Below are 13,388 nucleotides of genomic sequence, written 5' to 3' on the forward strand. Positions count from 1 at the left end.
ACGGTCATATGACGGGCGGTTGTGATAATCAGCGGGCGGCCTGGGTGGCCTGGGTCTGTTGCAGGGCAGCGTCGAGGAAGCGTGGCTCGATCCATTCGGAGACCTGGAAGCCACGGCGGATCAGGCGCTCTTTGGCGGCCAGATCGACGCCTTGCTGGAGCAGGCCGACAAACTCGGCGTCCAGCCGTGGATCGAAGTACTCGGCGAGGTTTTCCTCAGCCAGGTCGCCTTCGAGAATCACCCGCGGGTAGTTGGCGGTAGTGGCCACCAGGTCGATGTATGCCTGGCGGTTGTGCTCGTCGCGCAGCCATTGGCTGGCCTGTTCCTGAGCCTTGACCAAACGGGCAGTCAGCTCGGGGTGCTGGCGGATGAACTCGCCGGTGCCCAGCAGCACCGCCTGGGTGCTGCCGGCGCCCTTGAGGTCGCGCGAGCTGACTGGCAGCTCGACCAGCCCGCGTTCACGCAGCGAGAGCAGGTTGGACAGGCCCCAGGTGGCGTCGATCTGCTTGGCGGCGATGGCGGCATTGGCCGCGTTGAAATCCAGGTTGATGACTTTCAGGTCGCGTTCGGACAAGCCCTGGCTGGCCAGCGCGCTGGCGAACGACAGCTGGTTGGCCGTGCCGCGGAACACCGCCACGCGCTTGCCCTTGAGGTCGGCCAGGGTCTTGATGCCCGAGCCCGGCACCACGCCGAGGTAACTCTTGACCCCACGCACGCCGGCCGACAGCACCCGCGTATCGAGGCCATTGGCCTTGCCGATGATCGCCGCCAGGTCGCCGAGGTAGGCGAAGTCGGCCTGGCCGTTGGCCAGCGCTTCGTTGATCACCGGGCCGGCGCCCTTGAAGAAGTGCCAGTCGATTTTGATGCCGTCTTTGGCGAATTCCTTTTCCAGCAGTTGCTGGCTGCGCAGCACGTCGACCACACCACCGGCGCTGGGCTTGCTGCCGGCGCTGAGGTCGGGCACGGCGATGCGGATGCTGTCGACTTCGGCGGCCTGAGTAGTCAGGGCGAAGCTGCTCAGCAGGCCGGCCAGCACGGTCGGGGCGAAGCGGGTGAGTAGGTAACGCAGTGGGGTTTTCATGGCACGGCTCCTTGGCAGGCTGCCACCGGCAAGGGCCGGCGCTTTGGGCAGAAGCTAGGCAAGGATAGTTAGAAGTAACAAAGACTGAATGTGCATGTTTTAGTAACTAAAAGGCATAAATCAGAGTTGGCGGGGGGTGTCGGCGGGGTTGCGGAATGTGCATTTGAAATATGAGAAGAACGCATTGAGTGGGGGGTTCTCGATGCGGGGGATGCATGGTCTTATGTCTTGAGATTATCTATCTGTGTTTTTTTATTCTTTTATTGAATATGTTAATTGCGGTTTGTTGGAGGGCCCGATGGGCGAAATTTTGCGACAGGGACGGGGATTGCCGCGGTTGCCGGGCAGCCCTATTGCGTCCGGCATGGCGCCCCGACAAGGCCGCTCCGGCCAAGGGTGGCTGGCCTGGGTAGTACCAATGGGTTTGGCACTGTTGTGGGTGGTGGCCAGCCGCTGGCATTGGATGAGCGAGCAGATTCTGCCGGGGCCGGCGCTGGTTTGGCAGAGTGCGCTGGAGTTTGGCAGTGCCGAGCTTTGGGGGCATCTGTGGATAAGTTTGCAGCGGCTGCTTTGGGGGTTGCTCGCGGGCATTGCCGGCGGGTTGCTGCTCGGCACCTGGCTGGGGGCTTCGCGCAGGGCACAGACGTTGGTAATGCCGACGTTCATTGCCCTGGCACAGATCCCGACGCTGGCCTGGATCCCTCTGTTCATGCTGTTCTTCGGTATCGGCGAGCTGCTCAAGCTGGTGGTGCTGATCAAGGCGGTGGTGGTGCCGGTGACCCTGCACACGCTGGTAGGCGTGCGCGATGCCCAACCCAAGCTGCGGGAAGCCGCCGCGACCTTGCGCCTGCCAGCGCATCTGCTGTTTCGCCGGCTGCTGTTGCCGGCTGCGCTGCCGTCGTTTCTGGCTGGGGTCAGGCTGGCGCTGGCGACAGGCTGGACGTCGCTGCTGGCCGTTGAGCTGCTGGCCTCCAGTGAGGGCATCGGCTACCTGATGGTGTGGGGTCGGCAGCTGTTCATGCTCGATCTGGTGTTCCTCTGCATCGTACTGATCGGCGCAGTCGGGTTCTTGATGGACCGTGGTTTCAGCAGCCTTGAACGACGCCTGCTGTTCTGGCCGCAAGCGGCCACCGGCGAGCAAAGCCGGGCGCAAGTGCCGCGGGCCTGGCAGGGGCTGTTGTTGCCGCTGGGCCTGCTTGCGCTGTGGCAGGCAGCCAGCAGCTTTGGCTGGGTCGACGACAATATTCTTACTTCGCCACTGGGCGTGCTGGCCAGCCTGCAGGCAGGCATCGCCGACGGCTCGCTGCTGGAGGCACTGCGTTTGAGTCTGCAGCGAGCACTGAGCGGCTTGCTGCTGGGCGGTGGCGCAGGCTTTGCGCTGGGTGTGCTGCTGGGCTTGTCGAAAACCGCCGAACGAACCCTCGGCCCTACCCTATCAGCCCTGCGCCAGGTGGCGATCTTTGCCTGGGTGCCATTGCTCACGGCGTGGTTCGGTCTGGGCGAAGCGGCCAAGCTGGTGTTTGTCGGCCTGGCAGCGTTCTTCCCGCTGTTCATTGCAACCCAGCGCGGCATCGCCAGCCTGTCGCCGCAGCTGGGAGAAGCTGCCCAAGTGATGGGCCTTAACCTGCCCAAACGCTTGCGCCTGCTGATTTTGCCCGGCGCTGCCCCCGCAATATTTGCCGGCCTGCGCCTGTCGCTGATCTATGCCTGGCTGGGCACCATCGGCGCCGAATACTTCATGCCGTCGGATGGCGGTATCGCCAGCCTGATGCTCGGCGCGCAGCAGCTGTTCCGCATGGACCAGGTGATGGCGGCGATGGTCCTGATCGGCCTGATCGGCGCCCTGCTGGGTAACCTTGGACAACGCCTCGAATCGCGCGCCACGCGCTGGAGAACTGAATGAACGCCTTCAACACCTCGACCCTGCACGCCGCCAATCAAGCCGACACCACACCAGCGCTGGTGAGCTTCGAGCAGGTCGGCAAGACCTTCACCGTCGATGGCCAGCCATTCGAGGCGATCAACAACTTCAACCTGGCCATCAACGAAGGTGAGTTCATTGCCATCGTCGGAGCCTCCGGGTGCGGCAAGTCGACCTTGCTGCGGTTGCTGGTGGGCCTGGATACCGACTACAGCGGCAGCATTCACGTCGATGGCAAGCCGGTGCAGGGCATCGGCGGCGAGCGCGGCATTGTCTTTCAGGAGCACCGGTTGTTCCCGTGGCTGACAGTCGAGCAGAACATCGGCCTGGGGCTGGTCAACGAAAAATTGAGCCAGGGCGAACGCGCCCGCCGCGTGCATGAGTTCGTGCAGTTGGTGGGTCTGGTTGGCTTCGAGACGGCGTACCCGCATCAGCTTTCTGGCGGCATGGCCCAGCGCGTGGCCATCGCCCGCGGCTTGGTCGCCAGCCCGCGCATCCTGCTGTTGGACGAACCATTCGGCGCACTCGACGCCCTGACCCGCCAGCAGTTGCAGGACGAATTGCTGGCGATCCGCGAACGCTCAGGCATCACCACCTTGCTGGTCACCCACGATGCCGAAGAGGCGACGTACCTGGCTGATCGAGTAGTGATACTGAAACCACGCCCAGGGCGGATCAAGGCGGTGGTCGAGATCGACCTGCCGCACCCGCGCCAGCGCACAGGGGTGGCGCTGCATGGTTTGCGCGAGCGGGTGCTGCATCAGATCACCGGCGACGGCGGCTACTTCAAGCCGGCATCGCAGCGGGTCGAGGGCCTGCGCCCGGAGCTGATTGCCTTGTAAGGGCTCAGCCCAGATCGCGCAGGTAACGCCATGGATAGATGCCGCGCTCGTGGCCATCGCTGAACACCAGTTGCACGCCGTAGCCCTGGGCTTCGATACGCACGACCTGCACATCATCGACGACCAGCCCGATTGCCCCGCGCAGCCGGGCGGCGCGGCATTGCGAACAGGGGCAGGCGCCGCGCAGGCGGGTGTGGCTGATCACCTGCAGCAGGTCTGGCCACTGCACTTCCAGCTCGCCCTGCCCGCGCCGGTTGCGCAACGCTTGCGGGGCGTTCATCAGGCGGCGCCTTGCAGTTGCGCCAGAGCGATGCGCACGGCCTTGCGCACTTCCGGGTCGCTGTCGGCCTCGGCTTTGTGCAGCGGCGCCAGTGCAGCGCTGTCGCCCAGTTCGCCCAAGGCCAAGGCGGCCTCCTTGCGCAGGTTGGCGATGCTGTGCCCGAGCAACTCGGCCAAACCCGGCAAGGCGGCGCGATAACGCAAGCGGCCCAGCGCCCGCGCTGCTCGCAGGCGCACCTGCCAGTAATCATCCTGCAATGCGGCCGCCAGCGCCGGCCCGGCATCGATATGGCCGACCTTGCCCAAGGTGGTCGCGGCTTCTTCACGCACCTGCCAGGCGGCGTCGAGCAGTGCGGTCGTAAGCGCTGGCAACACCGCGGCGTCACGCGCCAAGCCCAGCGCGCCGATGGCAGCGCGGCGCACCTCGGTGTCTGGCTCCTGCGCGGCCAGGCGGGCCAATGCCGGCAATGCTGGGACGTGCTTGAGCCAGCCGAGAATGCCCACGGCTTCGCGGCGCACGGCGGCCTCGGCATCGTCCAGCGCCAGCAGCGCTGGGCCGGCGGCATCTTCCAGGCGCAGTTCGCGCAAGGCGCGCAGAGCGCTGGCGCGGACAAAGCCGTCGGCATGCTGCACCCAGGGCAGGATCAAGGCGCCCGCTTCGATCGTCTTCAGTTCACTCAAGCTCTGCGCCGCGGCCAGGCGCACCGGCTCGGCGCTGTCGGCCAGCGCTGCGCACAATGCCTGGACAACGTCAGGTTGCTCCCAGGCTTCGAGCAGGCGTGCAGCTTCGGCGCGTACTTCGGCAGCCGGGTCGACCAGCAAGGCGTCGGTCAACCACGGCGTGCCGTCGGGTTCTTCAAGATCGGCGAGGTCAATCAAGGCAATACGGCGCACGGCGGCGTCAGCGTCTTGCAGGCGCGGCAGCAGGTCAAGAATGTCCGGGTTGTCGCTGGTTCGTGCGTTCATAGGGCGATCCGTAAAGGTGGATGGTCAGTGTCGGGCAGCCCCAGCGGAGTCAGGCGCGGCAGTTCGCGGCCTTCTTCGTGGCGCAGCAGGGCCAGGCAGTGACGCTTGAGATGGGTGAACTCAGGGCTGGTAAGCAAACTGGCCTGACGCGGGCGGGCGAAGCTCAGTTGCAGGTCTTCGATAAAGCGCCCCGGGCGCGGGCTCATGACCAGGATGCGGTCGGCGAGAAACAGCGCCTCGTCGATGTCGTGGGTGACGAACACCACGGTGGTGCGGATGCGCGTCCAGATGTCCAGCAGCAGCTCCTGCATGCGCGAGCGGGTCTGCGCGTCGAGGGCGCCGAACGGCTCGTCCATCAACAGCAGGCGCGGCCGGTTGATCAGTACCCGGGCGATTTCGGCGCGCTGCTGCATGCCGCCGGAAAGCTGGTTTGGCCAGCGCTCGGCAAAGTCGCCAAGGCCGACCAGTTGGAGCATTTCCTGGGCTCGGCGGTGGCGCTCAGCCTTGCCCTGGCCTTGCATCTTCAAGCCGAAGGCGACGTTGTCGAGCACGCTGCGCCATGGCAGCAGGGTGTGATGCTGAAACACCATACCGCGCTGCGGCGATGGCCCGTCGACGGCCAACCCATCCACCTCAAGCTGCCCGGCGCTGGGGCGCAGGTGCCCGGCCAGGGCGCCGAGCAAGGTCGACTTGCCGCAGCCCGAGGGGCCGAGAATGCACACAAACTCGCCTGGCTTGATGGCAAAATCGAGCGTCTGCACCGCTTCGAAGGCCTGGCTGCCCTGCCCCAGACGGATCGACACGCCGCGCGCTTCGATGCGGCCAGGTTCTGCAGCCTGTTGATAACTGCTCATCAAGCGCTCCTCCGTGGCCGATACCAAGGCGTGGCCAGCGCACCGAGGCGCTTGACCAGGGCACTGCTGCCCATGCCGAGCACGCCGATCAGGAGCATGCCGACGATGATGTCGGGGTAGTTCTGCAAGGTGTAGGACTCCCAGGTGTAATAGCCGATGCCGAACTGCCCGGCGATCATCTCGGCGGTGACCAGGCAGAACCACGAGGTGCCCATGCCGATCGCAAGGCCGGTGACGATGCTCGGCAAGGCGCCCGGCAGGATCACCTCGCGCAGAATCGCCAGGCGCCCGGCACCCAGGCTGCGTGCCGAAGCGATCAGCCGTGGGTCGACTGCTTCGACGCCATGCACGGTATTGAGCAGGATCGGGAACAGCGCGCCAGTAAAGGTGATGAACACCATCGATAGCTCCGACGACGGAAACATCAGGATCGCCAGCGGGATCCACGCCACAGCCGGGATCGGCCGCAGCACTTCCAGCGGCGGCAGCAGAGTGTCTTCAGCCCATTTCGAGCGGCCGATGGCCAGGCCAAGGCTCACGCCGAGCACGGCCGCGATCAGATACCCGGCGAACACCCGCACCAGACTGCTGCTGAGGTGGTTGCCAAGGTTGCTCGACAGCAATAGCTGCCAGGCGGCGGCCAGCACCGCGCCGGGGGTTGGCACGTAGGTAAAGGTGAACAGGCCGAAGTCCAGCTTGCTGCTGGCGGCGATATGCCAAAACAGCAGGCACGCCAGCAATGAAGCCAGCCGCAGCGGCCCGCGGGTGAAGGTGCTAGTCATCAAACTCTCCAGGCAGGCCCTCGGCGCGATCAGCCAAGGGCCAACCACTCAGCGCTGGGCGACCAGCTTCTGGTTGGCGCTGACGAAGTCGAGCGCTTCACCGCCGTGGGCCTTGGCAAACTGCTCGGCCTGATCCTTGAGCAGAAACGCCGCCAGCTCGCCTTTGCCGTTGCGCACAAACCAGGCCTGGTTGGCCAGCAGCTTGATGCCACTGTCGGCGGCCTGTGCGTAGATCGCGCGGATGTCCTTGCCCTCTTGCTCAAGCTGGGCCAGGGCGCTGAGCGCCGACTCCGGCGAAGCGTAGTGACGCACTTTGGGCTCGCCACGCACCCAGATCTGCGCCAGCCGGCTGAAGTCGCTGATCGGCTTGCCGGTCAGCGCATCGTTGGCCTTGAGTGGCAGCGGGTCGTAGTTGCTCAGGGCCTTTTCATAGTCGAGGCCGGCTTGCTTGAAGGCGGCGCGGATGTACTGGTCATCGATGAACTGGTCGATGTCGAGGCCGCGGTCGGTCTTTTTCAGCAGCTTGAGGGTGTCGATCGAGGTAGCGACGGCCTTGCGGTATTCCGGCTTCCAGGTCAGGTCGCGGGTCTGCAGGCCAAGCGGGCCGTGGAACAGGTAGTTGACCTCGGCTTCGATACCGGTGACCTTCTCGATCAGCTCGCTGTACTTCTCCGGTTCTGCGGCGATCAGGCGGTCGGCCTCAAGGCTGGCGCGCAGATAAGCGGTGACCACCTCAGGGTATTTTTTCGCGTAGTCGGCATCCACCAACGCGCCGTGCAGGGTCGGTGCATTGGCTTGCGAGCCGTCGTAGATCTTGCGGGCGAAGCCGCGATTGGGGAACAACTCGGCGAACGGGACGAAGTCGGCGTGGGCTTCGATGCGGTTGCTGCGCAGCGCGGAGCCGGCGATCTCTGGCGCCTGGGCGATGATCCGCACGTCTTTTTGCGGGTCCCAGCCTTGCGCCGCTACTGCACGCAGGAGCATGCCGTGGGCGGTCGAGGCAAACGACACGGAGATGGTCTTGCCCTTGAGTTCGGCCAACGACTGCACGCTCGATGCCGCCGGCACCACGATGCCATTGCCGCTGCCATGGACACTGCCCGAGAGCACGCTGATGAACAGGCTACGCTTGCCCGCGTCGAGGTGGGCAACGCCGTTGAACGCGCCGGGGAAGTCGGCCATGGCGCCGAAGTCGAGCTTGCCGGCGACCATCTCGTTGGTCAGCGGCGCGCCGCTGGTGAAGTTCTTCCATTCGATCTGGTAGGTCGCATCCTGGTACTTGCCGTCATGCGGCAGGTACTTGTCGAGCAGGCCCAGTTCGCGGATCAGCAGGCCGCCGGTGGCGCAGTTGATGGTGGTGTCCTGGGTGCCGATGGCGATGCGGATGGTTTCGGCCTGGGCGTTCAGGCCAATGATTGCCAGCGTCAGGCCGGCCACGGTTGCTACAAGGCGCATGGGTGTATCCCCTCGAATCGTTTTAGCTATAGGAGTCGTCTCCGCCACCGGCTGGGTGGTGGGAAACGAGGGGCTTGCAAGTGCGGCGTCCGGTGGTGGGCCGGATGGCGGGGCGCTGGGCTGGGGTTCAGCGCAGCAGGTAGGGGATGTCGACCTTGACAGCGCCGGTCGGGCAGTCGCTTTCACAGGGCATGCAGTACCAGCATTCGTCGAAAGCCATGTAGGCCTTTTGCGTGGCCGGGTTGATCGCCAGCAGGTCCATCGGGCAGACCTCGACACACACTGTGCAGCCCTTGTCGGCGATGCACTTGTCTTCGTCGACGGTTACCGGGGCGCTGCTGCGAAAGAAGATTTCCTGCGGTTGGTAGGCCATTTCACGGAGTCCTTGGAGCCTGTGGCTCTCTTGATTCGAGTTGCACGCGGGTGCTGCCGGTCAGGCTGCATCGGCCTTGACGCGCAGGCGGTCGTAGGCGGTCTGTTCGTCGGCATCGAGGGCGATCAGGTAGGGTTCGACGGCTTTCTTGAAGCTGGTCATGTGGCCCTGTTCGTCCTTCTTCAGATGGCAGTGGCAGAACCACTCGGCATCGTTGCGCTCCGGGAAGTCGACCCGGTGGTGATACAGGCCCCAGCGGCTCTCTTCACGGAACAGCGAGGCCCGTGCGGCCATCTCGGCGCAGTCGCGAATCACCGTGACTTCCATGGCGCGCATCAGCTCGTGCGGGTTGTTGGCCTTCATCTGCGCCAGGTCGCGCTCGATTTCGGCAAAGCGGGTCAGGCCGATCTCCATCTTTTTGGTGACCTTGGGCGGCTGCAGGTAATCGTTGACCATGCGCCGCAGCTTGTACTCGACCTGCGCTGGCGGCAGGCCGTGCTCGCGCAGCAGCGGTGCAAACACCCGTTCACGCTCACGCTCGACCTGGCCCTGATCGACCTCGGCAAACGCACGCCCGGCGATGTACTTGGCGGCGTTGATGCCGGCAAACCAGCCATAGGTGAAGGCGCCAAGCATGTAGTTGTGCGGCACTGCGGCCATGTCGCCAGCGGCATACAGGCCCTTGACGCTGGTCTCGGCCTTCTCGTTGACCCACACTCCGGACGCGGAGTGGCCGGAGCAGAAGCCGATTTCCGAGATATGCATCTCGACCATGTGCTGGCGGTAATCGGTGCCGCGGTTGGCGTGGAACTGGCCACGGCTGGGGCGCTCGTTGCTGTGCAGGATCTCTTCGATGTTCTGGATGGTTTCTTCAGCCAGGTGATCGAGCTTGAGGAACACCGGGCCGTTGCCGCCCTCCAGCTCCTGGTGAAACTCCCACATCATCTGCCCGCTCCAGTAGTCGCATTCGATGAAGCGCTCACCCTTGCTGTTGGCGGTGTAGCCGCCCAGCGGGCCGGTCACGTAGGCGCAGGCCGGGCCGTTGTAGTCCTTGATCAGTGGGTTGATCTGGAAGCACTCGAGGTTGGCCAGTTCGGCGCCAGCGTGATAGGCCATGGCGTAACCGTCGCCGGCGTTGGTCGGGTTTTCGTAGGTGCCCATCAGGTAGCCCGACGACGGCAGGCCAAGGCGCCCGGCGGCACCGCAGGCGAGCACTACGGCCTTGGCGCGGATCACCTTGAACACGCCGCTGCGGCAATCAAAGCCGAGCACCCCGGCCGCCGCGCCGTCGCTGTCGAGCAGCAGCCGGGTACAGACCATGCGGTTGCTGATCTCGACCCGCGCGCGCTTGAGCTGGCGATACAGCACCTTCTTGATGTCGTGGCCTTCGGGCATCGGCAGCACGTAGGCGCCCATGTGATGGACCTTCTTCACCGCGTAGTCGCCGGTTTCGTCCTTCTCGAACTTGACCCCCCAGCGGTCGAGCTGCTCGATGGTCTCGAAGCTGTGGGTGGCATAGGCATGCACCGCCGTCTGGTTGACGATGCCATCGTTGGCCACGGTGATTTCCTTGGTGTACTGCTCGGGCGTGGCGTGGCCAGGAATGATGGCGTTGTTGAGGCCATCCATGCCCATGCTGATGGCGCCGCTGCGTTTGACGTTGGCTTTGTCCAGCAGCAGCACGCGCAGGCTCTTGTCGTGCTCTTTGGCCTTGATCGCCGCCATCGGCCCGGCTGTACCGCCGCCGATGATGACCAAGTCGTAGTCCTGGGTCTCGATACTCATGCCTTGGGCCCCTTGTGGCGGTCGATGCGCAGGCGATACTGGAAGGCATCGCCGCGGTAGTAGAGGTGTTCAAAGTCCAGCGGCGTGCCATCGGCGGCGTGGGTCAGGCGCTCGATACGCATGATCGGCGAACCCTCCTCGACCTGCAGCGCCTGGGTCAGGTCGCTGTCGGCGAGCACTGCGTCGATGGCCAGGTCGGCATGGCCAAGGGCGATGCCGCAGTCGTTTTCCAGCAGCAGGAAGATGTCGCGGGTAACCAGGTCGGCCTTCTCCAGCTTTTCGCCGATGGCCTTGGGCAGCCAAGTCAGCTCAAGCGACACCGGCTCGCGGTTGATCAAACGCACCCGACGGATCTCGGTGACCAACGCGCCCTCCTCCAGCTGCAGACGCTCCGCTACCAGCGCCGAAGCTGGCACATGGCGCAGGCTGCGTAGACGGTTGATGACCTCATAGCCCATCTGCGTCATCGACTCGCCCAGGCCCTGCAAGGTGCTGACGTTCTGAAACGCCTTGGGCTTGGCCACGAAGGTGCCCTTGCCGTGAATCTTGAAAATCAGCCCTTCCTTCTGCAGATCACCCAGCGCCTGACGCACGGTGATGCGGCTGACCGCAAACGCCTTGCCCAGCTCGCTTTCTGACGGCATGCGGCTGTGTGGCGGGTAGCTGCCATCCAGAATGCGCTCGCGCAGCAGTTGTTTGAGCTGGGTGTACAGCGGTACGGGAGACAAGGGGAGCAATTGGGCCATGGTTTTCTTCGCTGGTCGGTTACTTGTTATAACAAGTTGTGACCAGAGGATATTGGGTGTGGGGATGGCGGGGGAAATACTGATATCGAATATGGATATGCGCTGTGTAAATGCACCCCGCACGAGTATCCATCACAGCGCGCTCCCTGTAGGAGCGGCCTTGTGTCGCGAATGGGTCGCGTAGCGGCCCCAGGATCTATTTATCGCCACAAGATCGCCGGGGCCGCTGCGCGACCCTTTCGCGACACAAGGCCGCTCCTACAGGGACCGCGTCGCTCAGCTTCACAGCGAAAACGGCTACAGATCAAGGCGATGGACGCGCTAGGCCAAGATGGGTATCATTGCGCCGCGTTGCACTCGTAGCTCAGCTGGATAGAGTACTGCCCTCCGAAGGCAGGGGTCGTGGGTTCGAATCCCGCCGAGTGCGCCATATCAAGAAAAAGCCCTGGGACTTGTCCCGGGGCTTTTTCGTTTGTGCGGACCTCACCTGTCCAGCAACGACAAGCCCATCCTGCCGATCAGAAACACCAGCAGGATCAGAAACAGGATCCGGATAAACCCACTGCCATAGCGCAAGGCCAGAAAAGCCCCGGCCAGTGATCCGGCCATGTTGAACAGCGCCACCACCCCGCCAAGCGCCCACAACACATGCCCCGCTGGCGCAAAAAACAGCAGTGCAGCGCTGAACGTGCCCAGGTTCACCAGCTTTGCCGAGGCAGAGGCATTGAGAAAGTCGAAGCCAAAGTACTTCACGAATACAAACAGCAGCAGGCTGCCGCTGCCGGGGCCAAATACCCCGTCGTAAAAGCCGATCAAAGCACCGAACAAAACACCCAGCGCAATTTCCTTGGGCCCGCAGGTTGAATGCGTGTGCGAGCGGCCCAGATCTTTCTTGGCAAAGGTATATATCGCCATCACTACCAGGATGCAAAACACCAGTAATTCCATCAGGTCTTTTCGTATCAACGAAGTCGAAAGCGCACCGAGGAATGCAAATACAAATGCAGCCACCATGGTCGGCAGCATCAGCTTCCAGACAATGCGTATTCTTTTGATATAGGTAAAAATCGAAGACAGATTACCGGCCAGCACCACCAGTTTGTTGGTGCCCAGCACGGTAGGTATGGCGTGCTGCGGCAGCGCATGCAGCAGTGCGGGTAGCTGTATCAGGCCACCGCCACCTACGGCGGCGTCGATCAGGCCTGCGCAGAAAGCGAACAGGCCCAATAGATAAATGCTGGTTTCAAATAACATGAGTGTGTCGCCCGTGGCAGAGCTCACAAACTAGGTGCGTTGAGCCTGCCGGGACAAGTTACTTATACTCACTCGACCCTTCACTTTCAGTGAGCGATGCATTCATGGAGCTGGCCCAACTCACCATGTTCAAAGTGGTTGCCGACCAGGGCAGCATCGTTCGCGCTTCTGAAATCCTGCACTGCGTACCCTCCAACATCACCAACCGGATCAAACAGCTGGAGCAAGAGCTGGGTGTACCCCTGTTCATTCGTAAAGGCAGAGGCTTGGTCATCAGCCCTTCGGGCACGCTTTTTCTCGACTACACCAATCGCATACTCTCCCTGTGCCAGGAAGCCTGCCGAGCGCTCGATGCCGATGCCAAACCCTCAGGAATGCTGCGCGTCGGCGCCATCGAGTCGGCAGCAACCGGCCGCTTACCTGCACTGTTGGCAAAGTATCGGCAGCAACACCCCGCCGTCGACATGCAGTTCAGCACGGCGACCTGGTCGCAATTGGTGGCCGAGGTGGTCAATCACACCTTGGACGGCGCTGTGGTTGCGGTGAATGTCGAGCATCCCGACGTAGAGCGCTCGCCGATATTCCGCGAAGAGCTGGTAGTCATCGCGGCGGCCGACTCGGGAGTTATCCACAGCCCGCTCGATCTGCAGGGGCGAACCTGGTTGATGTGGCCTGAAGGCTGCCCGTACCGGCAGTCGCTGCAACGCTGGCTGACGCCGCACGGGCTGGCGGTGGACATCACCAGTATTGCCAGCTACGGCACTATTCTGGGCTGCGTTCGCGCGGGGGAAGGCGTATCGCTGGTGCCAAAAGGCTTGTTTGAGCAGTTCAAGAACATTGGCGGGATCAGCGGCTTCAGCTTCGCCGACCTGGCGCCAGTGCAGAATTACTTTATCTGGAACAAGCACACTGGCCGCCACCCTGCCAAAGACGGCTTTGCGGCGCTGCTCGGTGCTGAGTTCCGGGACGCCGAGCCAGCTTGATAGAGGGCACCACCCTTGTCGCTCAAGCACTGCCATGACGTTTTTCAATCGACTCCATGCCGTTTTC

At 63.5% G+C, this 13,388-nt stretch carries 13 protein-coding genes and 1 tRNA gene; 4 read left to right on the forward strand and 10 right to left on the reverse strand.

Going from position 1 to position 13,388, the window contains the following annotated elements; all coding sequences use genetic code 11:
- Positions 1-28 precede the first annotated feature (28 nt).
- A complete protein-coding gene (locus tag ACQZ2L_RS22770) occupies positions 29-1,081 on the reverse strand; it encodes an ABC transporter substrate-binding protein (RefSeq protein WP_430327961.1) in 1,053 nt (350 codons plus the stop codon).
- 364 nt (positions 1,082-1,445) lie between these two features.
- On the opposite strand from ACQZ2L_RS22770, the gene ACQZ2L_RS22775 reads away from it, so the two are divergent.
- Positions 1,446-2,984 carry an ABC transporter permease gene (locus ACQZ2L_RS22775; protein WP_430327962.1) on the forward strand — a complete coding sequence of 513 codons (1,539 nt, stop codon included), beginning with the start codon at positions 1,446-1,448 and terminating at the stop codon, positions 2,982-2,984.
- Positions 2,981-3,844 carry an ABC transporter ATP-binding protein gene (locus tag ACQZ2L_RS22780; RefSeq protein WP_430327963.1) on the forward strand — a complete coding sequence of 288 codons (864 nt, stop codon included), beginning with the start codon at positions 2,981-2,983 and terminating at the stop codon, positions 3,842-3,844. The genes ACQZ2L_RS22775 and ACQZ2L_RS22780 overlap by 4 nt, the downstream gene beginning before the upstream one ends.
- 4 nt (positions 3,845-3,848) lie before the next feature.
- Here ACQZ2L_RS22780 and ACQZ2L_RS22785 read toward each other — a convergent pair whose 3' ends face one another.
- The 8 genes from ACQZ2L_RS22785 to ACQZ2L_RS22820 form a co-directional block, all read right to left on the reverse strand.
- The gene (locus tag ACQZ2L_RS22785) at positions 3,849-4,124 is read right to left on the reverse strand and encodes a gamma-butyrobetaine hydroxylase-like domain-containing protein (RefSeq protein WP_430327964.1); all 276 of its coding nucleotides are present in this window, start codon (positions 4,122-4,124) and stop codon (positions 3,849-3,851) included.
- A complete protein-coding gene (locus ACQZ2L_RS22790; RefSeq protein WP_430327965.1) occupies positions 4,124-5,089 on the reverse strand; it encodes a HEAT repeat domain-containing protein in 966 nt (321 codons plus the stop codon). Before ACQZ2L_RS22790 ends, ACQZ2L_RS22785 begins: the two co-directional genes overlap by 1 nt.
- Positions 5,086-5,943, reverse strand: coding sequence for an ABC transporter ATP-binding protein (locus ACQZ2L_RS22795; RefSeq protein ID WP_430327966.1), 858 nt, complete (start codon positions 5,941-5,943; stop codon positions 5,086-5,088). The genes ACQZ2L_RS22790 and ACQZ2L_RS22795 overlap by 4 nt, the downstream gene beginning before the upstream one ends.
- On the reverse strand, positions 5,943-6,725 hold the full coding sequence (locus ACQZ2L_RS22800) for an ABC transporter permease (protein WP_430327967.1): 783 nt from the start codon (positions 6,723-6,725) through the stop codon (positions 5,943-5,945). The genes ACQZ2L_RS22795 and ACQZ2L_RS22800 overlap by 1 nt, the downstream gene beginning before the upstream one ends.
- A 48-nt stretch (positions 6,726-6,773) precedes the next feature.
- A complete protein-coding gene (locus ACQZ2L_RS22805) occupies positions 6,774-8,180 on the reverse strand; it encodes an ABC transporter substrate-binding protein (protein ID WP_430327968.1) in 1,407 nt (468 codons plus the stop codon).
- Between the two features lie 127 nt (positions 8,181-8,307).
- Positions 8,308-8,553, reverse strand: a complete 246-nt coding sequence (locus ACQZ2L_RS22810) for a 4Fe-4S dicluster domain-containing protein (protein ID WP_181108525.1) — start codon at positions 8,551-8,553, stop codon at positions 8,308-8,310.
- A gap of 60 nt (positions 8,554-8,613) precedes the next feature.
- Positions 8,614-10,338, reverse strand: coding sequence for a fumarate reductase/succinate dehydrogenase flavoprotein subunit (locus ACQZ2L_RS22815; RefSeq protein ID WP_430327969.1), 1,725 nt, complete (start codon positions 10,336-10,338; stop codon positions 8,614-8,616).
- A complete protein-coding gene (locus tag ACQZ2L_RS22820) occupies positions 10,335-11,084 on the reverse strand; it encodes a GntR family transcriptional regulator (RefSeq protein WP_181108527.1) in 750 nt (249 codons plus the stop codon). The genes ACQZ2L_RS22815 and ACQZ2L_RS22820 overlap by 4 nt, the downstream gene beginning before the upstream one ends.
- A gap of 353 nt (positions 11,085-11,437) precedes the next feature.
- Here ACQZ2L_RS22820 and ACQZ2L_RS22825 point away from each other — a divergent pair.
- Positions 11,438-11,514 (forward strand) — tRNA-Arg (locus ACQZ2L_RS22825).
- Between the two features lie 53 nt (positions 11,515-11,567).
- On the opposite strand, the gene ACQZ2L_RS22830 is transcribed toward ACQZ2L_RS22825, so the two are convergent.
- Positions 11,568-12,338, reverse strand: a complete 771-nt coding sequence (locus tag ACQZ2L_RS22830; protein WP_430327970.1) for a sulfite exporter TauE/SafE family protein — start codon at positions 12,336-12,338, stop codon at positions 11,568-11,570.
- Positions 12,339-12,442: 104 nt separating this feature from the next.
- Between ACQZ2L_RS22830 and ACQZ2L_RS22835 the strand changes: the two genes are divergently transcribed.
- A complete protein-coding gene (locus tag ACQZ2L_RS22835; RefSeq protein ID WP_430327971.1) occupies positions 12,443-13,321 on the forward strand; it encodes a LysR family transcriptional regulator in 879 nt (292 codons plus the stop codon).
- Positions 13,322-13,388 lie beyond the last annotated feature (67 nt).

The organism is Pseudomonas shirazensis, assembly GCF_050496565.1.
GTDB lineage: Bacteria > Pseudomonadota > Gammaproteobacteria > Pseudomonadales > Pseudomonadaceae > Aquipseudomonas > Aquipseudomonas shirazensis_A.